This is a genomic window from Streptomyces sp. NBC_00335, from assembly GCF_036127095.1.
Lineage (GTDB): Bacteria > Actinomycetota > Actinomycetes > Streptomycetales > Streptomycetaceae > Streptomyces.
The window spans coordinates 2,891,197-2,915,646 of record NZ_CP108006.1; the positions used below are offsets into that span (position 1 = coordinate 2,891,197).

At 73.3% G+C, this 24,450-nt stretch carries 12 protein-coding genes; 5 read left to right on the plus strand and 7 right to left on the minus strand.

Going from position 1 to position 24,450, the window contains the following annotated elements; all coding sequences use genetic code 11:
- Positions 1–16: 16 nt before the first annotated feature.
- Positions 17–2,182: an ATP-dependent DNA helicase UvrD2 gene (locus OHA37_RS12745; RefSeq protein ID WP_266904726.1), complete on the minus strand. Its 2,166-nt coding sequence runs from the start codon at positions 2,180–2,182 to the stop codon at positions 17–19.
- A 229-nt stretch (positions 2,183–2,411) separates the two neighbouring features.
- On the opposite strand from OHA37_RS12745, the gene OHA37_RS12750 reads away from it, so the two are divergent.
- Together OHA37_RS12750 and OHA37_RS12755 are read left to right on the plus strand one after the other, a co-directional pair.
- The gene (locus OHA37_RS12750) at positions 2,412–2,672 is read left to right on the plus strand and encodes a mycoredoxin (protein WP_266904728.1); all 261 of its coding nucleotides are present in this window, start codon (positions 2,412–2,414) and stop codon (positions 2,670–2,672) included.
- Between the two features lie 115 nt (positions 2,673–2,787).
- Entirely contained in the window at positions 2,788–3,657 is an 870-nt protein-coding gene (locus tag OHA37_RS12755) for an aldo/keto reductase (protein WP_266904730.1), read from the plus strand.
- Positions 3,658–3,718: 61 nt separating this feature from the next.
- Here the strand turns inward: OHA37_RS12755 and nudC are convergent, their stop codons facing one another.
- The 5 genes from nudC to OHA37_RS12780 all read right to left on the minus strand — a co-directional run bounded on the left by nudC (position 3,719) and on the right by OHA37_RS12780 (position 15,227).
- Complete coding sequence (gene nudC, locus OHA37_RS12760; protein ID WP_443046155.1) at positions 3,719–4,675, minus strand: NAD(+) diphosphatase; 957 nt, start codon at positions 4,673–4,675, stop codon at positions 3,719–3,721.
- A gap of 94 nt (positions 4,676–4,769) precedes the next feature.
- Positions 4,770–6,179, minus strand: a complete 1,410-nt coding sequence (locus OHA37_RS12765; RefSeq protein ID WP_266904735.1) for a dipeptidase — start codon at positions 6,177–6,179, stop codon at positions 4,770–4,772.
- A 10-nt stretch (positions 6,180–6,189) separates the two neighbouring features.
- Positions 6,190–10,392, minus strand: coding sequence for a UvrD-helicase domain-containing protein (locus OHA37_RS12770; protein ID WP_266912724.1), 4,203 nt, complete (start codon positions 10,390–10,392; stop codon positions 6,190–6,192).
- Between the two features lie 182 nt (positions 10,393–10,574).
- The gene (locus OHA37_RS12775) at positions 10,575–14,588 is read right to left on the minus strand and encodes a UvrD-helicase domain-containing protein (protein WP_266904737.1); all 4,014 of its coding nucleotides are present in this window, start codon (positions 14,586–14,588) and stop codon (positions 10,575–10,577) included.
- 291 nt (positions 14,589–14,879) lie between these two features.
- The gene (locus tag OHA37_RS12780; protein WP_250741795.1) at positions 14,880–15,227 is read right to left on the minus strand and encodes an MGMT family protein; all 348 of its coding nucleotides are present in this window, start codon (positions 15,225–15,227) and stop codon (positions 14,880–14,882) included.
- A gap of 253 nt (positions 15,228–15,480) precedes the next feature.
- On the opposite strand from OHA37_RS12780, the gene OHA37_RS12785 reads away from it, so the two are divergent.
- On the plus strand, positions 15,481–18,228 hold the full coding sequence (locus OHA37_RS12785) for a lysylphosphatidylglycerol synthase transmembrane domain-containing protein (protein ID WP_266912726.1): 2,748 nt from the start codon (positions 15,481–15,483) through the stop codon (positions 18,226–18,228).
- A 244-nt stretch (positions 18,229–18,472) separates the two neighbouring features.
- Positions 18,473–19,708, plus strand: a complete 1,236-nt coding sequence (locus OHA37_RS12790) for an acyltransferase family protein (RefSeq protein ID WP_328693549.1) — start codon at positions 18,473–18,475, stop codon at positions 19,706–19,708.
- Between the two features lie 46 nt (positions 19,709–19,754).
- On the opposite strand, the gene OHA37_RS12795 is transcribed toward OHA37_RS12790, so the two are convergent.
- Positions 19,755–20,495, minus strand: a complete 741-nt coding sequence (locus OHA37_RS12795) for a YwiC-like family protein (protein WP_266904742.1) — start codon at positions 20,493–20,495, stop codon at positions 19,755–19,757.
- Between the two features lie 229 nt (positions 20,496–20,724).
- On the opposite strand from OHA37_RS12795, the gene OHA37_RS12800 reads away from it, so the two are divergent.
- Positions 20,725–24,438, plus strand: a complete 3,714-nt coding sequence (locus tag OHA37_RS12800; RefSeq protein WP_266904744.1) for a nitrate reductase subunit alpha — start codon at positions 20,725–20,727, stop codon at positions 24,436–24,438.
- The last annotated feature ends 12 nt before the right edge of the window (positions 24,439–24,450 follow it).

Sequence of the window (24,450 nt, forward strand, 5' to 3'; positions counted from 1 at the left end):
TTTTTCCGACGAGTTTCTACGCGTCGTCAGGATCTTCCGTCCCGGGCTCCCCACCTGCACAGATGGCCAGCACATCGGCTCCGTACCGTTCCAGCTTCCGGGCGCCCACGCCGGAGATCATCGAGAGCTCTCCCTCCTGCGAGGGTGCGGCCTCCGCGATGGCCATCAGCGTCTTGTCGGTGAAGACGCAGTAGCCGGGCATGCCCTGCTCCTTCGCCTGGACGGCGCGCCAGTCGCGCAGCCGCTCGTAGAGCCCTTCGTCCATGTCCGAGGGGCAGTCCTCGCAGCGCATCAGTTTCAGCTCGCCGGCGTCGGTCAGGGTCTTGCGGCAGACCCGGCACACGGCCGGGCCGCGGCGGCCCCGCTTGCGGGCCCCGGGCTCGACCGGACCGCCCGGCCTGCTTCCCGGCGCCAGGGAGCCCGGCCTCAGGCCGTTCAGGAAGCGGCTGGGGCGTCGGGACCCGCGGCCGCCCGGAGTCCGGGAGAGGGCCCAGGAGAGCGTCAGGTGGTGCCGGGCCCGGGTGACGCCGACGTAGAGCAGTCGGCGCTCCTCCTCGACCTGCTCGTCCGTCTTCGCATAGGTGATCGGCATCATGCCGTCGGTCAGGCCCACGAGGAACACGGCGTCCCACTCCAGGCCCTTCGCCGCGTGCAGGGAGGCGAGGGTGACGCCCTGGACGGTCGGGGCGTGCTGGGCGGCCTTGCGCTCGTCCAGCTCGACCGTGAGGTCGGCGAGGGTCGCGGTCGGCCGGCTGCGGGCGAAGTCCTCGGCGAGCCGGACCAGCGCGGCCAGCGATTCCCACTGGTCTCGGACGGCGCCGGAGCCGGCGGGCGGAGCGCTGGTCCAGCCGGTGGAGCTGAGCACGGCCCGGACCTGGGAGCCGAGCTCCACGACGTCGTCGAGCAGCCGGTCGTTGCCGCCGGAGCGGGCGGCTCCGCGCAGGGCGAGGATCGCCTTCTGCACCTCGGCGCGCTCGAAGAAGCGCTCGGCCCCGCGCAGCTGGTAGGGGACTCCGGCGTCGGCCAGGGCCTGCTCGTAGACCTCGGACTGGGCGTTGATGCGGTAGAGCACGGCGATCTCGCCCGCCGGAACGCCGGCCGCGACGAGGTCCCGGATCCGGTGGGCGATGCCCTCGGCCTCGGCGGGCTCGTCGGGGTACTCGGCGTAGACCGGGTCGGGTCCGGTCTCGCGCTGGGAGACCAGCTCCAGGCGGTGCTCGGCGGCGCGGCCCTTGGCCTGGGCGAGGAGACCGTTGGCGAGGTGGACCACCTGGGGGGTGGAGCGGTAGTCGCGGACCAGCTTGACCACGGTGGCCTGCGGGTACTTGGTGCGGAAGTTCAGCAGGTGGTCGGGGGTGGCGCCGGTGAAGGAGTAGATCGTCTGGCTGGCGTCGCCGACCACGCAGAGGGTGTCGCGCTCGCCGAGCCAGAGGTCCAGCAGCCGCTGCTGGAGCGGGCTGACGTCCTGGTACTCGTCGACGACGAAGTGCTGGTACTGGGTGCGGATCTGCTCGGCGATGTCGTGGCGGTCCTGCAGGATGCCGACGGTGAGGAGCAGCACGTCCTCGAAGTCGATCATGCCGCGGTCGCGCTTGAGCTGCTCGTACGTCCCGTAGATCTGGGCGATCTCGGCCAGGTCCCGGGGGGCCTCGCGGCCGGACTTGCGGGCGGCCGCCGGGTAGTCGGCGGGCACCGTCTGGGTGACCTTCGCCCACTCGATCTCGCCGGTGACATCGCGCAGCTCGCCCCGGTCGAGGCGGATGCGGCAGCGGGCGCCCGCCTCGGCGACGAACTGGATCTTGCGCTCCAGCAGCCGGGGCACGTCGCCGCCGACCGCCTTGGGCCAGAAGTACTGGAGCTGGCGCAGGGCGGCGGAGTGGAAGGTCCGCGCCTGCACCCCGCCCGCGCCCAGCTCGCGCAGGCGGCCGCGCATCTCGCCGGCGGCCCGGTTGGTGAACGTGACGGCCAGCACGCTCGCCGGCATCAGCTGGCCGGAACGGACCCCGTAGGCGATGCGGTGGGTGATCGCCCGGGTCTTGCCCGTACCGGCGCCCGCGAGCACGCACACCGGCCCGCGCAGGGTCGTCGCGACCTCGCGCTGCTCCGGGTCCAGGCCCAGGAGCACCGCGTCGGCCGAGTCGGCGCCGGGCGTGAAGGATGAGGAGTGCGTTGCTGATGTCACCCCGCCATGCTGCCAGGTCTCGTGGGGAGGCCGGGAAATCCGTCCACAGGCCGCCCGGGCTCGTCCGACAGGATCATGGTCGTACCGGAGCGGGGCGGAGCGGAGCGAGGGCGGAGCGGGGCGAAGGCCCGAGCGGGGCGGGCGCCCGCCGGGAATGGGTGCGCGGTCCCGTACGTTCAACCACTCGGGCCGATCGGGCCAACGAGCACCCACGAATGGAGAGCGCAGCATGCAGGACGCGGGAACGGTCACGATGTACAGCACGACCTGGTGCGGCTACTGCCGTCGGCTGAAGAGCCAGATGGACCGGGAAGGCATCGCTTACACCGAGATCAACATCGAGCTCGACCCCGAGTCCGCCGCGTTCGTGGAGAAGGCGAACGGCGGCAACCAGACGGTTCCCACCGTCCTCGTCACCTCCGCCGCGGGCAGCGAGTCGGTCATGACGAACCCGAGCCTGGCCCAGGTCAAGCAGGCCCTCGCCGTCTGATGTGCTGAGCACCACGCACGGAAAGCCCCCGCCGAGGCGGGGGCTTCTGCGTTCCCGGGGGCGGGTCAACCGGCCTGTTAGCGTTCCCCTTTGACCATGGGGGAGGGAGCAACACGTGACCGCGACCGTGTTTCGCATCGGTGGGGATCTGGAGGTGCGCAGGCTCGGTTTCGGGGCCATGCGCTTGGCCACGGATCCGGGTCCGGGCCGCGAGGGTTCGCTCGCGGTGGCCCGGCGGGCCGTCGAGCTGGGCGTCACGCTGATCGACACCGCCTACATGTACGGCTGGGGCGCCAACGAGGAGCTGCTGGCCGAGGCCCTGCACCCCTGTCCGGACGAGGTTCTCGTCACCACCAAGGTCGGCATCGCCCGGTCCGTCCCGTCGGGCGAGTGGACGCAGGACGCGCGGCCAGCCGCGCTGCGCGAGCAGGTCGAGCAGGCGCTGCGCCGGCTGCGCGTCGAGCGGATCGAGCTGCTCCAGCTGCACCGCATCGATCCGCGGACGCCCCTCGCCGACCAGATCGGCACGCTGCGGGACCTGCGGACCGAGGGCAAGATCGGCCGGATCGGGCTGTCGGAGGTCAGCGTCGGCGAACTCGCCGCGGCCCGGGAGATCACCGGCATCGCGAGCGTGCAGAACCGGTACAACCTGCTCGACCGCCGGCACGAGCCCGTGCTCGCGGCCTGCGAGGCGGCGGGCATCGCGTTCCTGCCCTGGGCCACCGTCGCCTGGGGGCAGTCCGGGGCGACGGCCGAGATCGCCGCCGTCGCGGCCGAGGCCGGAGCCACTCCCACGCAGGTCGCGCTCGCCTGGCTGCTCGGGCACTCGCCGGTCGTCCTCCCGATCCCGGGCACGTCCCGGATCGCCCACCTGGAGGAGAACCTCGCCGCGGAAGACCTCCGGCTGACCGAAGCCCAGCGGGCCCGCCTCGACCGGCTGTCCGACCGGCTGTCCGACGGGTCCGGCCAGGGCGGGCAGGCGTAGACCGGCGAAGGCCCCCGCCGGAGCGGGGGCCTTCGTACGTGTGCGGGGGTGGCGGCGCGGGTCAGGCGCTCGCGGCGACCGGCTTCGGGAGCGGCTTGCCGTACCAGAGCTCGACCAGGCGGGCCGCGATGGAGATGCCCGCCGGCGGGAGGACCTCGCCGGACTCGATCGCCGTGCGCAGGTCGTCGCGGGAGAACCAGCGGGCCTCCTGGATCTCGTCCCCGTCGACCTCGATGTCGAAGGTGACGGCGCGCGCCGTGAAGCCCAGCATCAAGCTGTACGGGAACGGCCAGGGCTGGCTGGCGATGTAGTCGACCTCGCCGACCTTGACGCCCGCTTCCTCCCACACCTCGCGGATGACCGACTGCTCGATCGACTCGCCCGGCTCCACGAACCCCGCGAGGGTGGAGAAGCGGCCCTCGGGCCAGTGCACCTGGCGGCCCAGCAGCGCGCGGTCCTGGTCGTCCGTGACCAGCATGATCACGGCCGGGTCGGTGCGCGGGTAGTGCTCGGCCCCGCAGCCCGGGCAGCGGCGGATGTGCCCGGCCGCGGCGACCACCGTGCGCTCGCCGCAGCGGGAGCAGAAGCGGTGCATGCGCTGCCAGTTCTCCAGCGCCACCGCGTGCACCATCAGCCCGGCGTCCCGCGCGGAGAGCAGCATTCCGGCCTCGCGCAGGCCGGCCGGGCGGGCCGACTGGTCCATCCGGCCGGGCAGCGAGTCCTTCTGCAGCGCGAAGTACCGTACGCCGTCCTCGTCGGTCCCCAGGAAGTACCGGTGGGTCTCGGTGACCGGGGCCTCGAAGGCCGGGGTCATCACGATCGCGGTGCCGCCGTCGGGGGTGTCGTCGATCAGGACCTGGCCGCCCGAGACCACGAAGACGCGGGTGCTGGGGTGGCTCCACGCCGCGGCGAGCCACGCCTCGTCGAGGCGGTGGTGCGCGGCGCGGTCGATTCCACTGGGCGCGGCCAGCGAGATCGGACGCTCGGACTCGGTATGGGTGCTCACAGGTACTTCCAACTCCCCCGGTGGTGGGACACAGGCAGGCTCAGCAGGACGGACGGGTGTGCGGTGACGCGTGGGGCTTATGTGGCGCGTGTGGCGCGTGGCGTCGTCAAGCGGACGCCGGCTTCCAGTGGGCGGCCAGGTCGCCCCAGAGGTAGGCGGCCGTCTCGACGCCCTTGGTGAGCAGGGCGAGCTCGACCTTCTCGTTCGGCGAGTGCCAGCCGTCGGAGGGTACGGAGATCCCGAGGAAGAGGACGGGGGCGTTCAGCACGTCCTGGAGGTCGGCCGCCGGCCCCGAGCCGCCTTCGCGGGTGAAGCGGACCTTCTGGCCGAAGGCCCTGCTCATGGCCCGAACGACCGACTGCAGCGCCGGGTGGTCCAGCGGGGTCAGGCACGGCCGGGTCGGGGCGCCGAAGGTGATGGCGTGCCGGATTCCGGCCGGGACGCGCTCCGCGACCCAGGCCGTGACGGCCGTCTCGACCTCGTACGGATCCTGCCCGGAGACCAGGCGGAATGACAGCTTCAGGTGCGCGGAGGCGGGCACGATGGTCTTGCCGCCGGGTCCCTGGTAGCCGCCGCCGATGCCGTTGACCTCGGCGGTCGGGCGGGCCCAGACGCGCTCCAGCGTGGAGTAGCCGGCCTCGCCCGAGGCCGCGTACGACTTGGCCGTACGGAGCCACTCGCTCTCGTCGAAGGGGAGCTCGGCGATCAGCGCCCGCTCCGCGTCCGTGAGCTCGGCGATGTTGTCGTAGAAGCCGGGGATCGTGACCCGCTCGTCCTCGTCGTGCAGGGCCGCGACGAGGCGGGCGGCGACGGTGGCCGGATTCGGCACGGCGCCGCCGAAGGCACCCGAGTGGATGTCCTGGTCGGGGCCGAACAGGTCGATCTCGCAGTCGGCGACACCGCGCATGCCGGTGCAGACGGTGGGCGTGGTCTCGGACCACATGCCGGTGTCGGAGACGATCACGACGTCGGCGGCGAGGCGGGCCGCCTCGCGCTCCACGAGGGCGCGGAAGTGCGGGGAACCCGACTCCTCCTCGCCCTCGATGATCAGCTTGAGGTTCACGGCGGGGGCGGACGCGCCGGTCGCGGCGAGGTGGGCCCGGACGCCGAGGGTGTGGAAGAAGACCTGGCCCTTGTCGTCGGCGGCGCCGCGACCGTACATCCGGCCGTCCTTGATCACCGGCTCGAACGGGTCGGTGTGCCAGCCGTCCGCGAGGGCGGCGGGCTGCACGTCGTGGTGCCCGTAGACGAGGACGGTGGGGGCGGCGGGGTCCTCGCTCGGCCATTCGGCGAAGACGGCGGGGGCGCCTTCCGTCTGCCAGACCTCGGTGACCGGGAAACCGGTCTCCTTGAGCTTCGCGGCCAGCCAGTCCGCGCTGCGCCGTACGTCATCCGCGTGCTCGGGCTGGGCCGAGACCGAGGGGATGCGCAGCCAGTCGGCGAGGTCGTCGAGGAAGGCCGCGCGGTGGGTGTCGATGTACGTGCGGACGACGCTGTCCGCCGGGGTGTCGCTCATGCCCCCGAGCCTAGCCTTCCGTTCGATGGTCACTTTCCGTGTCCGTTTTGCCTTGGAGGATCTGCTCAAGACGCGCGCGGCCGGGGAGGTTCCGGGGGCGGATCACGCGGCCGCTGCGGACGTGCAGGAACACTGCCGCGACCTCGGCGAGGGGGGTGTTCGTGGCCTCCGCCCAGGCCAGGCGGTAGACGGCCAGCTGGAGGGGGTCGGCCTCGGTGGTGCGGCCGGTCTTCCAGTCGACGATCTCGTAGCCGCCGTCTTCCTCGTTGCGGTACACGGCGTCGATCCGGCCCCGGATCACCCGGCCGGCGAGGGTGATCTGGACCGGGACCTCCATGCGGTACGGGGTCCGGTCGGCGTACGCGCTCCGCTCGAAGGCCGCCTTGAGGGAGTCGAGGTCCGCCTCGTCGGCGATGTCCTGGTCGGAACCGTCCCCTCCTGGGGGCTGGGCTCCGGGGAGGTCCGTGAGGGGGTCGAGGACGTCGAGGTGGGGCAGCGGGAGCTCCTCGAAGCGGGACTCCACCCAGGCGTGGAACCGGGTGCCCTGGCGGGCGGCGGGCTGCGGGGGCTTGGGCATGGGGCGGGCAAGGTCGCGTACGAAGCCCTGCTCGTCGGAGGCGAGGCGGAGCAGTTGGCTGGCGGAGAGCGCGGAGGGGAGCTCCACGTCGCGGACGGCCTCGCGGGCGCGGCGGAGTTCGCCCTCCAGGGCGTCGAGGTCGCGGTCCCAGGAGGCGATGGCCCTCGCGTCCTCGGGGGTGAGGGGGCCGGGGCCGGCCGCTTGCCACGAGTCGTCACCGGAGCCGGGTGTCGCGGGGCGGGGCCTGGCCTGGGCCCGGTCACCGGCCCTGGGCTCGGCCTCGTCCTGCGGCCACAGGTCGTCGGCCTCCGGCCACAGGTCGTCGTCGCCGGGCGCGGACGGGCGCGGGCGCGGGCGGGTGTGGGCCAGGTCGTCGGCCTCCGGCCACAGGTCGTCGTCGCCGGGCGCGGACGGGCGCGGGCGCGGCCGGGTGTGGGCCACGTCGTCGGCCTCCGGCCACAGGTCGTCGTCGCCGGGCGCGGACGGGCGCGGGCGCGGCCGGGTGTGGGCCACGTCGTCGGCCTCCGGCCACAGGTCATCGTCGCCGGGTGCGGACGGGCGCGGGCGCGGCCGGGCTCCGGTCAGGTCCTCGGCCTCCGGCCACAGGTCGTCGGCATCGGGCGCGGCCGGGTGCGGGTGGGGTACGGGCGCGTCGGTGTGCGGCGGCCACGGGGCGTCGGGGGTCGGGGGGGCTTCTTCTTCCCCCACCCCGCCCCTTCCCGAAACCGGGGCTGTGCCCCGGACCCCCTGCGGGGTTCCGCCTGCGGCGGCGGGCACGGCCGTGCCCCGGCCTGCCCCGGCCTGCGGCCGGCCCGCGTCCGCTGCGGTCGGTTCGTCAGCCGGGTGCGGCTGCGGGCCGTCCGCCGCTGTGGCTCCGCCGGACGGGGCCTGCCACGGGAGGGCCGTGCCCTCGGACTCGTCGACCGGGTCCGGCCTCGGGACGGCCGTGGCCTCAGGCTCGCCGGTCCGGTCCCGCCGCCGGGCGTCCGCCGCTGCGGCTCCGTGGACCGGGTCCGGCCAGGGGACGGTCGTGGTCTCGGGGGTGTCGGACGGGTCCGGCCACGGGGGCTCCTCGTCGTAGGCGGGGTCTTCGCAGTGCGGGGGCCAGAGGTAGGGGTCCTCCGGGGAGGTTGGGAGGGGCTGGGGGGAGCGGTCCTCCGGGTTGTTCGCGGCGGCATGGCGCGTCGGGTGGAGGTAGGACTCGACCAGGGCGGCTGCTTCGCGGCGCAGGGTGAGGGAGGCGGGGTCCAGGGGGAGGGGCCAGGAGTGGTCCGGGGTGGAGTCCGTGGACAGGGACGGGTTTTCCGCGTCCGGGGCGGGGGCGTCGGCCCAGGCTTCGATCTCGCCGTGGCCCGCGGCGCAGTGTTCGTACAGGGCGGTGAGGAAGGAGGACGGGCCGCGGGGCTTCTTCTGGGTCGGGCCCCACCAGTGGCCCGAGGCCAGGAGGAGCGAGCGCGGGCGGGTGAAGGTGACGTAGCCGAGGCGGAGTTCCTCGACGGCCTTGTGGGACTTGAGGGCCGACTTGAAGGCGCGCAGGCCCGGCGAGGTCCATTCCGGGGTGGGCGGGAGGGTCGGCGCGTCCCCGCGCAGGGCGTACGGGAGGACCTTCGCGTACGAGGTCCAGGCCTCCGGGGCCTTCTCCTTCGGGAACGAGCCCGCGGAGAGGTCGGGGACCACCACCACGTCCCATTCCAGGCCCTTGGACTTGTGGGCCGTCAGGACCTTGACCGTGTTCTCGCCGCCCGGGAGGGCGTGGTCCAGGCCCTTCTCGTACTGGGCCGCCGTGCGCAGGAAGGCCAGGAAGGCCAGGAGGGAGGCTTCGCCGTCCAGGGAGGCGAAGCCGGCCGCCACGTCCATGAAGCTCGACAGGGTCTCCCGGCGGCGGGCCGCCAGCGCGTGCGGGGACGAGGCCAGCTCCACGTCGAGGCCGGTCGCCGACAGGACCCGGTGCAGGACGTCCATCAGCGGGTCCGCGAGGGAACGCCGCAGGTCGCGGAGTTCCTGGGCGAGGTGCGCGAAGCGGACCCGGGCTGCGGCGGAGAAGGGCAGCTGGTCGGGGGCGGACTGGCCCGCGCCGTCCAGGAAGGTTTCCAGGGCGTCGGCCAGCGACACGATCTCCGCCGGGTCCACGCCCTCCACCGCCGCCGCGAGGCGGTCGTCGTCGGAGGAAGAGGAGGAGCGTGAGATCAGGGTGCGGGCGCGGCGGCCCAGCAGGGCCAGGTCGCGGGCGCCGATCCGCCAGCGCGGCCCGATGAGCAGCCGGACGAGCGCGGCGTTGGCTCCCGGGTCCTGGAGGACCTCGCAGACGGCGACGAGGTCGGCGACCTCCGGGAGGTGGAGCAGGCCGGACAGGCCGACCACTTCCACCGGGACGTCCCGCTCGACGAGGACCGCCTGGATCCGCGCGAAGTCCCCGCCCGAGCGGCACAGTACGGCGATCTCGCGCGGTTCCGTGCCCGTACGGACCAGGTGCGCGATGGAGTCCCCGATCCAGTCGAGCTCCTGGGCGTGGGTCTCCAGCAGGGCGCACCGGACGGAGCCGTCGCGCTCCGCGCCCGGTGCGGGGCGCAGGGCCTCGACCCCCTCGTGCATGGCGCGCAGCGGGGTGGCGAGGTCGTTGGCCAGGTCCAGGAGGCGGCCGCCGCTGCGCCGGTTCTCGCTGAGGGAGAAGCGGGTGGCGGGGCTGCCGTCGGCGTACGGGAAGTGCTCGGGGAAGTCGTCGAGGTTGGCCACGGAGGCGCCGCGCCAGCCGTAGATGGCCTGGCAGGGGTCGCCGACGGCGGTCACCGCGTGCCCGGTGCCGCCGCCGAACAGCCCGGACAGCAGCAGCCGCTGCGCGACCGAGGTGTCCTGGTACTCGTCGAGCAGGACGACGCGGAACTCCTCGCGCAGCAGGACCCCGACCTCGGGCCGGGTGGTGGCGAGCTGCGCGGAGAGGGCTATCTGATCGCCGAAGTCCAGGAGGTCGCGGGAGTGTTTGGCGGCGCGGTAGCGGGAGACGAGCTCCAGGAGCTCCAGGCGGCCTCGGATCGCCTCGGGAACCTTGCGCAGGTCCTCGTTGCTGAGCTTGACGTCCGCGAGGGCGGAGAGCAGCTCCGTGTCGTACGCACGCAGCCGCTCCGGCGTTACGAGGTGTTCGGAGAGCTCCCCGTCGAGCGCGAGCAGGTCGCTGACCAGGTCGGGAACGGATTTGGTGAGGGCCGGGTAGGGCCCGGGGGCCTCGCGCAGGACGCGGGCGGCGAGCTGGAAGCGGGTGGCGTCGGCGAGCAGCCGGGCGCTGGGCTCCAGCCCGATGCGCAGGCCGTGGTCCTTGAGGAGCTGTCCGGCGAAGGCGTGGTACGTGGAGATGCGCGGCTCGCCGCCCGCGGTGTCGGCCTCGGCCGGGGAGGGGTCCGGATCGGTGATCCCGGCCCGCGCGAGGGCGGTCCGTACCCGCTCGGCGAGCTCGCCGGCGGCCTTGTTGGTGAAGGTCAGCCCGAGGACCTGCTCGGGTGCGACGGCGCCGGTGCCGACCAGCCAGACCACGCGGGCGGCCATGACGGTGGTCTTGCCGGAGCCGGCTCCGGCCACGATGACCTGCGGGGCGGGCGGGGCGGTGACGCAGGCCATCTGTTCGGGCGTGAAGGGGATCCCCAGGAGCTCCTTGAGCTGCTCGGGATCGGTGAGGGCCGCTGCCCGCGGCGCTGTGGCGGGCGGGGCAGGCTGCGGGGACGGCGGGACGGACGGACGCGCGGACACGTAAAAAGGCTAGCCGCACGCACCGACAGTCCCCGCCGCGCCGGCCGTGGCACCGGTCGGCCCCGTGGCCGCCGCGCGGCCTACTCCACCGTCTGGCGGCCCTCCGGGCGGGCGCTGCACGAGGCGCGGAAGGAGCAGTGGTCGCAGTGCTTGCCCAGGACGGGCGCGAAGCGCTCGTCGAGGACCCGGCCGGCCGCGGTGGCGAGCAGGTCGCCGACCCATTCGCCGGGGGCGCCGCCCTCCAGGGCCTGCTGCGCCTGGATCTTGGGCACCGTGTCCCCGCCGTCGCGCTGGGCCGCGCCCTGGCGCAGCTGCACGAGTTCGGCGCCGCCCGGTGCGGGGCGCAGTCCGTCGAAGACCTCGTCGACGGCGCCCTCGCGCACCGCGAGCTGGTACACGGCGAGCTGCGGGTGGCGTTCGACCTCCTTGGCGGTGGGCGCGGACTTGCCGGTCTTGAAGTCGACGACGTACGCGCGGCCCTGGGCGTCCGCCTCGACGCGGTCCATGGATCCGCGCACCCGGACGGCGTACTCCCCCGCTTCCAGGGTGACGTCGAAGTCGTGCTCGGTGGCCACGGCCGCTCGGCCCCCGCGGTCGGTGGTGTGCCAGCGCAGGAAGCGCTCCAGGGCGGCGCGGGCGTTGTCCTTCTCCTGGCGGGACTTCCAGGGGGCGTCGAAGGCGAGCGAGTCCCAGACGGAGTCGAGGCGTTCCATGAGGACGGCGAGGTCGGCGGGGGTGCGGCCGGAGGCGACCTCGTCGGCGAGGACGTGGACGACGTTGCCGAAGCCCTGGGCGGCGGTGGAGGGGGCGTCGGCCTTGACCTCGCGGCCCAGGAACCACTGGAGGGAGCAGGTGTTGGCGAGCTGCTCCAGCGCGGAGCCGGACAGGGCCACGGGGTGGTCCCGGTCGCGCAGCGGGACGCTGCTGCGGGTGGGCTCGTACAGCCCCCACCAGCGCTGCGGGTGCGCGGCGGGGACGAGCGGGCGGTCCTCGTCGTCGGTGAGCACGGCAAGCCGGGCGAGCCGGCGGGCGGCGGCGTCGCGCAGGGCGGGCGAGGCGTCGGGGTCGACGGTCGTGGAGCGGAGTTCCGCGACGAGCGCGGGGACGGCGAGGGGGCGGCGGGGGCGGCCGGTGACGTCCTTGACGGGTACGCCGAGCTCGGCGAGGAGGCGGGAGGGCTGGTCGCCGTCCTCGGCGGGGGCCTTGACGGCGGTGACGACGAGGCGGTCGCGGGCGCGGGTCGCGGCGACGTAGAAGAGGCGGCGCTCCTCGGCGAGGAGCGCGCCGGGGGTGAGGGGTTCGGCGAGGCCGTCCCGGCCGATGCGGTCGGCTTCGAGGAGGGAGCCGCGGCGGCGCAGGTCCGGCCAGAGGCCCTCCTGCACGCCCGCGACGACGACGAGTCCCCACTCCAGGCCCTTGGAGCGGTGCGCGGTCATGAGGCGGACGGCTTCGCGGCGGGTGGCGCGGGGGGTGAGGGTGTCTCCGGCGATGTCCTCGGCTTCGAGCTGTTCGAGGAAGTTGAGGGCGCCGCGGCCGCCGGTACGTTCCTCCGCGCGGGCGGCCGTGTCGAAGAGCGCGCAGACGGCGTCGAGGTCGCGGTCGGCGTTGCGGCCGGCGGGGCCGCCGCGGCGGGCGCTGCGTTCGAGGCGCTGCGGCCAGGGGGTGCCGTCCCAGAGGGTCCACAGCACCTCTTCGGCGGTGCCGCCGCCGGCGAGGAGCTCGCGGGCCTTGCGCAGCAGCAGGCCGAGGCGTTGCGCTCCGCGGGCGTAGGCGGGGTCGTGGGCGACGAGCCGCTCGGGCTCCGCGAGGGCTCGGGCGAGGAGTACGTCGGAGGGCGCGGGTGTGCGGGCTCCGGCGGCCCGCTCCTCGTCGCGCAGGGCGCGGCCGAGTCGGCGCAGGTCGGCGGCGTCCATCCCGCCGAGCGGCGAGGACAGCAGCACGAGCGCGGCCTCGACCCCGATCCACCCTTCGCCTGCGGCGGCTCCGCCGACCCCATCGGCCTGCGCACCATCCACTGCGTCGGGCTCGGCCGCGGGGCCGGCCAGGCCGGCGCCGGCTTCGGCGGCGGCAGGCCGGCCGGTGCCGGCTTCGTCGGCGGGGGAGGTCTCCCGCCCGCCCGCCCCGAAGTTGCGAGCAAGCTCGCCCACACCGGCGCCTGCGGCCCCGGAAGCTGCCTCGACTCCGTCGGAGGGCACTCCCGCCCCGGCCGGGGCACCGGCGGAGCCGGGAACAGCCGGGCCGGAAGGCTCGGTGCCACCTTCGGCGGCGGGGGAAGTTGCCCGCCCGCCGACCCCCGAGTCGCGAGCAAGGTCGCTCACAGCGGCGCCCGCGGCCCCGGAAGCGGCCTCGACTCCGTCGGGCAGCTCGCTCTCAGCCCCGGCCCGGGCACCGGCGAAGCCGGGCACAGCCGGGCCCGAAGGCTCGGCGGCGGCGGTGGGCTGCAAGCCGGGCAAGGCGGTGTCGGCTTCGCCGGCGGCAGTGGGCCGCAAGCCCGGCAGGCCGGTGTCGGCTCCGTCGGCGGCAGTGGGCCGCAAACCCGGCAGGCCGGTGTCGGCTCCGTCGGCGGCAGTGGGCCCCAAGCCCGGCAGGCCGGTGCCGGCTCCGTCGGCGGCAGTGGGCCCCAAGCCCGGCAGGCCGGTGCCGGCTCCGTCGGCGGCAGTGGGCCCCAAGCCCGGCAGGCCGGTGCCGGCTCCGTCGGCGGCAGTGGGCCGCAAGCCCGGCAGGGCGGATGGGGGCGGCGGGGGTGTGGATTGCGCGAGGGTGCGTAGGGCCGTGAGGAGGGGGGCTATCGCCGGTTCGTGGCGGAGGGGGGCGTCCGTGCCGTCCGTTTCGGCCGGGACTCCCGCCGCGATCAGGGCGCGGCGCATCTGCGGCAGGGTGCGGCCGCCCGCGCGGACCAGGACGGCCATGTCCTGCCACGGCACGCCCTCCTCCAGGTGGGCCCGGCGCAGGATGTCGGCGATGTTGTCCAGTTCCGCGCCGGCCGTGGGGTAGGTGAACACCTCGACCCGGCCGCCCTCGCGGGTCGACGCGAGCGCGCGGTGGGCCCGTACCGCCGCCGAGGGCAGGCGCGGCACCTGCATGCGGGTGGTCAGGTGGCGGGTGGCGGTCAGGAGGACCGCGGACGAGCGGCGGGAGGTGGTGAGGGCATGGACCTGCGCTCCCGGGAAGGAGGTCTCGAAGTCCAGGATGTTGTTGATGTCCGCGCCGCGGAAGGCGTAGATCGACTGGTCGGGGTCGCCGAAGGCGGTCAGCCGGCCGGAGGGGCCGGCCAGTGCGCGCAGCAGGCGCAGCTGCGAGGCGTCCGTGTCCTGGTACTCGTCCACGTAGATCACGTCGTACAGGGAAGAGAGCGACGGGGTGCGCTCCGCCAGGAGGACCGCGCGGTGGAGGAGTTCCGCGTAGTCCAGGGTGCCCTGGAGGTCCAGGACGTCCAGGTACTCGGAGAGGAAGGCCGCCGCCGCCTTCCAGTCCGGGCGGCCGAGGCGGGTCGCGAAGTCGGAGAGGGCCGCCGGGCCCAGGCCCAGCTCGCGGGCGCGGGCGAGCACCGCACGGACCTCGTCCGCGAAGCCGCGCGTGGTCAGTGCGGCCCGCAGGTCGTCCGGCCAGCGGATCGAGCGGATCCGGCGCTGGCCTTCGAGCAGGGTGCGGACCATGACGTCCTGCTCCGGGCCGGAGAGGAGGCGCAGCGGGTCCGCGAACAGTTCGGCGTCCTGGTGGGAGCGGACCAGTCCGTAACAGAAGGAGTGGAAGGTGGTGGCCTGCGGGGCGCGCGCCCCGCCGAGCCGCAGGGCGGTCCGGTCGCGCAGTTCCACCGCGGCCTTGCGGCTGAAGGTGAGGATCAGGACGCGGGCCGGGTCGGCTCCGGCTTCGACGCGGGCAGCGACCGCTTCCACCAGCGTGGTCGTCTTTCCGGTGCCCGGTCCGGCCAGGACCAGCAGCGGTCCGCCGGTGTGCTCAACCACCGCCCGCTGCGCTGCGTCCAGCACAGGGGGATCCACCCGTTCCGCGCCGGTACGCACCAGGCGGTACGCGTCCGGGGTCCGCGTACGCCGCCGCTCGGAGCGGTGGCCGTCGGAGGAAGAGGAGTTCACGTGGGGTGCCGGTCCTGGTGGGTCTGCCGTTGCGGCGGTCGCTGCCGCAGCGGTTGCTGCCGTGGTGATGGTGGCGGCCCGGGCGGTGGCCGAAGCCTTGGCCGAAGCCGAAGGTGCAACGCTACGGCAAGGCGCGCGCCGGGCGCAGTTTCCCCGGGGCTCCCGTCCTCGCACCGGCCCTCGCTCCGGCCCCCGCTCCCGCCCTCACTGCCATCCGGTCCCACGCGTCCCCCGTACGGGGCTTCGCACGTCCCTTCGACCACCCCTCCGGGCCGCACATGGCCGAAGCTGTCACATGTGACCTTCGTCCCGCGCCGTGTCCCCGCCGTCCCCGTCCCAGCGGGCCCGCCGCATGTCGAGCCGCGGTTCGCCGTCGCCGGTGAGCCGCAGCGGGGTGGCCTCGGCCCGGTAGTTCTCCAGCGCCCGCCGCTCGCTGCCGGGCAGCGGACGGCCGTCCGCCCGCACCACGCGCCACCAGGGCACGGCTCCGCCGTACAGCGCCATGACGCGGCCCACTTGACGGGGCCCGCCCTCGCCGAGCCACTCCGCGATGTCCCCGTACGTCATCACCCGGCCGGGCGGAATCCGCTCCGCCGCCTCCAGCACCCGCTCCGCGTACGCCGGCAGCTCTTCGCTCATTCGGCCCATGGTGCCGCACCGGACCGACAAGGGAGCGGCAAGCGCGTGGAAGCCGGTGTTCCGGACCGGCTCGCACCCTGCTGCCCCCCGCGGCCGTCGGTCCGTGCCACCATCTTCCGGGCGGTGACGCGTGATACGTGATCAAGAAGAGACGGAAGTGACGGGAAAGGAGCAGGGTGTGAGTCCTCCGGACGGCGCGACGGCGAACGACGGCGCGCGCCCAGACGAAGGCCCGCCACAGGGCCCCGAGGACATGCACGCGGACCTGCCGCCGGCTCCGCCTCAGGCCAACGCCAACACCAAGGCCCAGGCCAACGCCAAGGCCCAGGCCCCGGCCGACGCCCTGGTCCCCGCCCCGGCCCCCGAGGACGACGAGACCCCGCACGGCCACACCCCGACGGCCGCCGACCAGGTCGAGGTCGACGAGCCGCTGCTCGCCGCCCGCGTGCACCGCCCCTCCGACCTGGTGCGCCTCCTCGTCGGGATCCTCGGCATCGCCGTCGTCCTCGCCATCGCCGCCTTCGCCCACGGCACCACCGCGGGTCTGGAAGCCGACATCAGCAACGGCACGGGCCAGGCGCCCGACGTGCTGATCAAGGTCGCCGGGCTGGTGTCCAGCATCGCCGTGCTCCTCGTCCCGGTGGCCTTCGCCATCGAGCGGCTGATCAAGCGCGACGGACTGCGCATCGCCGACGGCGTGCTCGCCGCCGTCCTCGCGCACGGGGTCACCCTCGCCACCGACCTCTGGGTCTCCCAGGCCGCGCCCGCGACCATCCAGGAGGCCCTCACCCGTCCCACCATGGCCGACGGGGCCCTCACCGATCCGGTGCACGGCTACCTCGCGCCCGTGATCGCGTACATGACCGCCGTCGGGATGACCCGGCGCCCGCGCTGGCGGGTCGCCCTGTGGGTGGTCCTGCTGCTGGACGCCTTCGCGATGCTGGTCGGCGGCTACACCACCCCCTTCTCGATCATCCTGACCGTGCTGATCGGCTGGAGCGTCGCGTACGGAACCCTGTACGCGGTCGGCTCGCCGAACGTCCGCCCCACCGGGCAGAACCTGCTCGCGGGACTGCGCCGGGTCGGCTTCCAGCCGGTCAGCGCGATGCGCGCCGAGTCCCCGGAGGGTCCCGACAGCACCGAGGTCAGCGACCGCGGGCGGCGCTACCACGTCACCCTGGAGGACGGCCCGCCCCTCGACGTCACCGTCGTGGACCGGGAGCAGCAGGCCCAGGGCTTCTACTACCGGGTCTGGCGCCGCCTCACGCTGCGCGGGATCACCACCCGGCGCAGTCTGCAGTCCCTGCGCCAGGCGCTGGAGCAGGAGGCGCTGCTCGCGTACGCGGCCATCGCCGCCGGAGCCAACGCGCCCAAGCTCATCGCCACCTCCGAGCTGGGTCCGGACGCCGTGATGCTCGTCTACGAGCACCTGGGCGGCCGGAGCCTGGACTCGCTGGCCGACGAGGAGATCACCGACGAGCTGACCCGCAACGCCTGGCAGCAGGTACGGGCCCTGCAGTCCCGGCGGATCGCGCACCGGCGGCTGACCGGGGACGCCCTCGTGGTGGATCGTTCCGGCAGCGGCAGCGGCGACGACCCCGCCGGGGCCACCATCACCCTGACCGACCTGCGCGGCGGCGAGATCGCGGCCGGCGACCTCGTGCTGCGCATGGACATCGCGCAGCTGCTCACCACCCTCGGCCTGCGCGTCGGCGCCGAGCGCTCGGTCGCCTCGGCGGTGTCGGTGCTCGGCCCGGACGCGGTGGCGGACTGTCTGCCGCTGCTCCAGCCGATCGCGCTGAGCCGCTCCACGCGGGCGACGCTGCGCAAGCTGGCGCGGGAGCGGGCGGACCGCGAGCGGGAAGCCGTACTGGAGTCCTCGCGGGCGGCGAAGGCGGCGCGGGAAGCCGCCTCCGGGCCGGCCGGCGCGCGCTCCACCGCCGAGAAGAAGGCCGAGAAGAGGGCCCTGGACGACGCGCTCGACGGGGCCCGCGAGGAGGATCTGCTGAGCCAGATCCGCCAGCAGGTGCTGCTGATCCGTCCGCAGGCACCGGTGGAGCCGGCCCGGCTGGAGCGGATCCGGCCGCGCACGCTGGTGTCCTTCATCGCGGGAGCGATCGGCGCGTACTTCCTGCTGACCCAGATCACGCACGTCAATTTCGGGGACCTCATCGGCAAGGCGCAGTGGGGCTGGGTCGGGGTGGCGCTCGCCTTCTCCGCGCTCAGCTACTTCGCGGCGGCGATGAGCCTGCTGGGCTTCGTACCCGAGCGGGTGCCGTTCCTGCGGACCGTACTGGCCCAGGTCGCCGGATCCTTCGTGAAGCTGGTGGCTCCGGCCGCGGTCGGCGGGGTCGCGCTGAACACCCGGTTCCTCCAGCGGGCGGGCATCCGGCCCGGACTCGCGGTGGCCAGCGTGGGCGCCTCGCAGCTCTTCGGGCTGGCGAGCCACATCCTGCTGCTGCTGTCCTTCGGCTATCTGACGGGGACCGAGAAGACCCCCGAGATGACCCCGTCGAGGACGGTCATCGCCGGTCTGCTGACGGTGGCCGTGCTGGTGCTCGTGGTCACGGCCGTGCCCTTCCTGCGCAAGTTCGTGGCGACCCGGGTGCGGGCCCTGTTCGCGGGAGTGGTCCCGCGCATGCTGGACGTGCTCCAGCGGCCGCAGAAGCTGCTGACCGGCATCGGCGGGATGCTGCTGCTGACGGGCTGCTTCGTGATGTGCCTGGACGCCTCGATCCGCGCCTTCGGCGGCGGCGAGGCCATCAGCTACGCGAGCATCGCCGTGGTCTTCCTGGCCGGCAACGCCCTGGGCTCGGCCGCCCCCACGCCGGGCGGCATCGGAGCGGTGGAGGCCACGCTGACGCTGGGCCTGATCGCGGCGGGACTTGACGGGCAGGTGGCGGGCGCCGCGGTGCTGATGTTCCGTCTGATGACGTTCTGGCTGCCGGTGCTGCCGGGATGGATCTCCTTCAACTTCCTGACGCGCAAGGAAGCGATCTGAGAAGGCCCGGTATGGTCGGAAATTCCCACCTTTAGCGGACGCTTTCCGTACGGCGGCGAAACTCGTCGCCCCGCGCAAGGCCCCTTCCCACGGGGAGCCGCGCCGCGGAGCCCCCATCCGGGGCCGTGGCCGGAGCCGGAAACCGACCGGTTATTCTCGGCTGTCAACCATCGTGGTCGAGCGCCGGTCATCCTTTCGGCCGATGATCCGATCCCGATCACGGGGCAGTCGAGGGAAGAACCACATGATGTCCTCCACAAGAGGCATGCGGGGCATCCGCAGGCCCGCCGAGGGGCGCGCCCGTCCCAGGCTGTACATCCTGGACGGTCTGCGACTGGTCGCCGCTCTGATGGTGGTCCTGTACCACTACACCGTGCTCTGGGGCGGGTGGGGGCACGACCCCCGGACGATCTTCCCGACCCTGCACGACATCAGCCAGTACGGCTGGCTCGGCGTCGAGGTCTTCTTCCTGATCAGCGGTTTCGTCATCTGCATGAGCACGTGGGGCCGGCACCTCGGTGACTTCGCGGTGTCCCGAATATCGCGGCTCTTCCCCGCCTACTGGGCCGCGATCATCCTCACGACCCTCGTGGTCAACCACTGGCCGGAGGTCCGCGGTGACCGGACCCTGGACGAGGTGCTGACGAACCTGACGATGCTCCAGAAGGGTCTCGGCGTGAGGCACGTCGACGACGTCTACTGGACCCTGTTCATCGAGCTCAAGTTCTACCTGCTGTTCGCGCTCGTGGTGGCGGGCGGCGTCACGTACCGCAAGTGCGTCCTGTTCTGCGCTCTGTGGACGGTCGCGGGAGTCGCCTCCGTCGCGGCCGCCGGCAACAAGGTCCCCGCCTCGGCCTTCGGCCAGCTGCTCGACATGTGGGCGATGCCGCTGTACTCGCCCTACTTCGTGGCGGGCATCGCCTTCTACCTGATGCACCGCTTCAAGCCCACCGCGGCGCTCTGGGGCATCGTCGGCGTCTCGTTCCTGCTGGCCCAGCACTCGCTGGTCCTGCGGCTGCCCGATGCCGTGTCCGGCGACAGCGGCCCTCCGGCCTGGCCGGGCCGACTGATCATCGGGGTCGCCTTCGTCCTGATGGCCCTGATCGCGCTCGGGGCGTTCAACTGGATGCAGTGGCGCTGGCTGACCACGGCGGGCGCGCTGACCTACCCGCTCTACCTCGTCCACGAGAACATCGGCTTCGTCATCATCCACGAGTTCAGGGGCCGGATCCCGGCGCTCGTCCTGGTGGCCCTGACGGCGGTCGCGATGATGCTGCTGGCCTACGCCATCCACCGGGTCGTCGAGCGGCCACTGGGCAAGGTGCTCGCCAAGAAGCTGCGCGGCGCGGTGGAGGAGCTCCGGCTGAACACCCCGCTCCCGGGCCGGCGGCCCGTACCCCCCGCCGCTGTGGTCCGGCCCGAACCGCAGCCGCAGCCGCAGCACGAACCGAAACTGATGCCGGAGCAGGAGCGCGTCTGACGCGCGCAGGCCGGCCGTCCGACAGCCGGGCGGCCGGACGCCCGGCCTAGAAGAGCAGCAGGAGCGACACCAGGAGGGCCGCCGAGCAGACGAGCTCGACGGCTCCGACCAGCGGCACCCTGAGCCCCCGCCCGGGGAGGGCGATCGCGCGGGCCAGGTAGGCCGCGAAGGGCAGGGCCAGCCAGGGGGAGAGGCAGGCCGCCAGGGCGGTGGCCGCCGCGTGGTAGGTCACCGAACCGCGGTAGTACGTACGGGAGCTCCGCTCCCTGATCATCGTCTTGACGTACGGGACCGTGCCCGCGAAGTACAGCAGGCAGGCGGCGGCCGGCGCCCAGGGCGTCCCTCCCCCGCCCAGCCGCACCGCCACCAGCAGCATCCCGCACGCCGGGACCACCGCGACCAGGCCGTTGGCCAGGGCCCGCTCGCGGTTGTGCAGCGCGAACCGGCAGTTCACGGCCACGAAGGGCGCCGCCGCCGCGCCCGCGAGCAGCAGCCAGGGGTGGAGCACCGCGAGTGGGATCCCCGCCAGGGCGGTCGCCGCACCGAGGACGAGTGCCGGGCGGACGTGCCGCCGCGCCACCTGCGGGCGCCGGGCCGCGACCCTGCGCAGGCGCAGCCACTGCTGGGCGTGGAAGACCGCCGCGTAGCCGAGGAGCCAGGCCGCCAGGAGCAGGGCGTGCTGCCATCCGGGCCGCGGCGAGAGGAACGTGCCCGCGAGGAAGGGCACCGTGAGCATCGCCCACGCCCCGTGCTGGTCCGGGATCCAGGAGGCCTTCTTCGGCGGCACGCTCCCCAGCCTTCCGCTAATTGGTATTCGGGCGCGTAATTTTCCGGCCGCGCACCGGAGTTGGACCTTTCCAGCGTGGCATCCACTCGGCCTGTGAAATACCGGAATTAGGTCACGCCCGTACGGGACCTTTGTCATCGGATTCGCCTCCGCGCCGGGCGTAGCGTCGTGTCTGGGTCATCTTGCCCGGACCCCACGCACGCCTTTTATTCCGGCCTGGAGGGTCGCCTTGCACGAGCGCCACGTACGCGACGGACGCGGACACCAGGACGCCGCCGAATCTCTGATCAAGGCCGGCAGCTTCTTCAGGACCGCCGAGGTCTCCGACGACCTGCGGACCGTCCACCACACCGGCGGCCGCGCCGCGGAGGCCTTCTACCGCGACCGGTGGAGCCACGACAAGGTCGTCTACTCCACCCACGGCGTGAACTGCACGGGCTCCTGCCGGTGGAAGGTCTACGTCAAGGACGGGATCATCACCTGGGAGACCCAGTCCACCGACTACCCCTCCGTGGGGCCGGACAGCCCCGAGTACGAGCCCCGCGGCTGCCCGCGCGGCGCCTCGTTCTCCTGGTACTCCTACTCCCCCACCCGGGTGCGCTACCCATACGTGCGCGGCGCCCTGCTGGAGATGTACCGCGAGGCCAAGGCGCGCCTCGGCGACCCGGTCGAGGCCTGGGCCGACATCCAGGCCGACCCGGTGCGCCGGCGTACGTACCAGCAGGCGCGCGGCAAGGGCGGGCTGGTCCGGGCGACGTGGGAGGAGGCGACGGAGATCGTCGCCGCCGCGCACGTGCACACGATCAAGGAGCACGGTCCGGACCGGGTCGCGGGCTTCTCGCCGATCCCGGCGATGTCGATGGCCTCGCACGCGGCCGGCGCCCGCTTCCACTCGCTCATCGGTGCGCCGATGCTGTCCTTCTACGACTGGTACGCCGACCTCCCGGTCGCCTCCCCGCAGGTGTTCGGGGACCAGACGGACGTCCCGGAGTCGGGCGACTGGTGGGACGCCGCGTACCTGATGATGTGGGGCTCGAACGTCCCCGTCACCCGTACCCCGGACGCCCACTGGATGGCCGAGGCCCGCTATCGCGGCCAGAAGGTCGTCACCGTTTCCCCGGATTACGCGGACAACACCAAATTCGCCGACGAATGGATGCACCCGCACCCCGGTACGGACGGCGCGCTGGCCCTCGCGATGGGCCATGTCATCCTCAAGGAATTCTTCGTCGACAAGCAGACCCCCTTCTTCACGGATTACGTCCGCCAGTACACGGACCTGCCCTTCCTGGTCTCCCTCACCGAAACCGAACAGGGCCTGGTTCCGGGCAAATTCGTCACCGCCGCCGATCTCGGCCACGACACCGAGAACGCGCAGTGGAAGACGGTCCTGATCGACGACGTCACCGGCGAGCCCGTCGTCCCGAACGGCACCCTCGGTCACCGCTGGGGCAAGAACGAGAAGCCCGAGTGGAATCTCGAACTCGGCGACACCGTCCCGCGCCTGACCCTCCACGACGCCGCCGGCGAGAGCGCGGAGATCACCCTCCCCCGCTTCGAGGACGACGAGCAGGGCGTGGACCAGGACGGGAAGCCGCGCGGCACGATCCGCCGCGGCGTGCCCGTACGGCGCCTGGCGACCGCCGGCGGGGAGCGGCTGGTCACCACCGTCTTCGACCTGATGCTCGCCCAGTACGGGGTCGGCCGCGAGGGCCTGCCCGGCGTGTGGCCCACCGGCTACGAGGACGCGAGCGCCCCGGGCACCCCCGGCTGGCAGGAGTCGCTGACTTCGGTCCCGGCGGCCCAGGCGGCGCGCGTGGCACGGGAGTTCGCGCAGACGGCGGAGGACTCCAAGGGCCGCTGCATGATCCTGATGGGCGCGGGCACCAACCACTGGTTCCACTCCGAGACCATCTACCGTTCCTTCCTCGCGCTGCTCACCCTCACCGGCTGCCAGGGCCGCAACGGCGGCGGCTGGGGCCACTACGTCGGCCAGGAGAAGTGCCGCCCGGTCACCGGCTGGGCCACGCTGGCCGCCGCCTCCGACTGGTCGCGCCCGCCGCGCCAGATGATCGGCGCGGCCTGGTTCTACCTGCACACCGACCAGTGGCGCTACGACACCCTGCCGGCCCAGGCGCTCGCCTCCCCGCTCGCTTCCGGTGCCTTCGAGGGCATGACGGGCTCGGACTGCCTGGCGGCGAGCACCCGGATGGGCTGGATGCCCTCGTACCCGACCTTCGACCGCAACTCGCTGGAGCTGGGCGAGGCCGAAGACCCGATCGCGGAGACGGTTCGCCAGCTCAAGAGCGGCGAGCTCGGCTTCGCCGGCGAGGACCCGGACGCCCCGGGGAACTGGCCGCGCGTGCTCAACGTGTGGCGGGCCAACCTGCTGGGCTCCAGCTCCAAGGGCAACGAGTACTTCCTCAAGCACCTCCTGGGCACCCACTCCAACCTGCCCGAGGACGGGCCGCGCTGCACGCCGAAGGACGTCACGTACCGGGAGGAGGACGTGGAGGGCAAGCTCGACCTGCTCATGTCCATGGACTTCCGGATGACGTCCACGACGCTGCTCTCCGACGTGGTGTTCCCGGCGGCCACCTGGTACGAGAAGCACGACCTGTCCTCCACGGACATGCACCCCTTCCTGCACGCCTTCACCCCGGCCGTGGACCCGCCCTGGCAGGCCAGGTCGGACTACGACGCCTTCAAGGGCCTGGCCGAGCGCTTCGGCGAGCTCGCCAAGACCCACCTGGGCGTGCGCAAGGACCTGGTCGCCACCGCCCTGCAGCACGACACCCCGGGCGGCGAGATGGCCCAGCCGGGCGGGGTCGCGCTGGACTGGTCGAAGGGCGAGTGCGAGCCCGTACCGGGCCGGACCATGTACAACCTGGCGGTCGTGGAGCGGGACTACGGGGCGGTCGGCGAGAAGTTCGCCGCACTCGGCCCGCTCGTCGACAAGCTGGGCGTGACCACCAAGGCGGTCACCTTCGACGTGGCCGAGGAGATCGCCTACCTCGGCGCGAAGAACGGCACGGTCCGCGGCGGCGTCGCCGACGGCCGCCCGCGCCTGGAGACCGCCCAGCAGGCCTGCGAGGCGATCCTCTCCCTGTCCGGCACCAGCAACGGCCGCCTCGCCACGCAGGGGTTCGAGACCCTGGAGAAGAAGGTCGGCACCCCGATGGCCCACCTGGCCTCCGAGGCCGAGGGCAAGCGGATCACCTTCGCCGACACGCAGGCCCGCCCGGTCCCGGTGATCACCTCGCCGGAGTGGTCGGGCTCCGAGTCCGGCGGGCGCCGGTACACGGCCTTCACGATCAACACCGAGCACCTCAAGCCCTGGCACACCCTCACCGGCCGCCAGCACTTCTTCATCGACCACGACTGGCTGCACGAGGTCGGGGAGTCCCTCCCCGTCTACAAGCCGCCGCTGAACATGCACACCCTGTACGGGGAGCCCGAGCTCGGCACGGTCGACGAGAAGGCCAAGTCGGTGGCCGTCCGGTACCTGACCCCGCACAACAAGTGGGCGATCCACAGCCAGTACCAGGACAACCTCTACATGATGACCCTGGGCCGCGGCGGCCAGACGGTGTGGATGTCCCCGCAGGACGCCGACGCGATCGGGGTCGCGGACAACGACTGGATCGAGGCGGTCAACCGCAACGGCGTGATCACCGCCCGCGCGATCGTCTCCCACAAGATGCCGCCCGGCACGGTCTACATGAACCACGCGCAGGAGCGCACGGTCGGCGTCCCCAAGACGGAGAAGACCGGCCGCCGCGGCGGCATCCACAACTCGCTGACCCGGGTGATGCTCAAGCCCACCCACCTCATCGGCGGTTACGCCCAGCTGACCTGGGCCTTCAACTACCTCGGCCCGACCGGCAACCAGCGCGACGAGGTGACGGTCATCCGCCGCCGCGACCAGAAGGTGGAGTTCTAATGGTGCCCCGTC

What these genes read in the sequence shown, in the direction of transcription:
- OHA37_RS12750 (WP_266904728.1), top strand. Translation starts at nt 2,412, where the DNA reads ATGCAGGACGCGGGAACGGTCACGATGTACAGCACGACCTGGTGCGGC.
- OHA37_RS12790 (WP_328693549.1), top strand. Translation starts at nt 18,473, where the DNA reads ATGATGTCCTCCACAAGAGGCATGCGGGGCATCCGCAGGCCCGCCGAG.
- OHA37_RS12785 (WP_266912726.1), top strand. Translation starts at nt 15,481, where the DNA reads ATGCACGCGGACCTGCCGCCGGCTCCGCCTCAGGCCAACGCCAACACC.
- OHA37_RS12765 (WP_266904735.1), bottom strand. Translation starts at nt 6,179, where the DNA reads ATGAGCGACACCCCGGCGGACAGCGTCGTCCGCACGTACATCGACACC.
- OHA37_RS12780 (WP_250741795.1), bottom strand. Translation starts at nt 15,227, where the DNA reads ATGAGCGAAGAGCTGCCGGCGTACGCGGAGCGGGTGCTGGAGGCGGCG.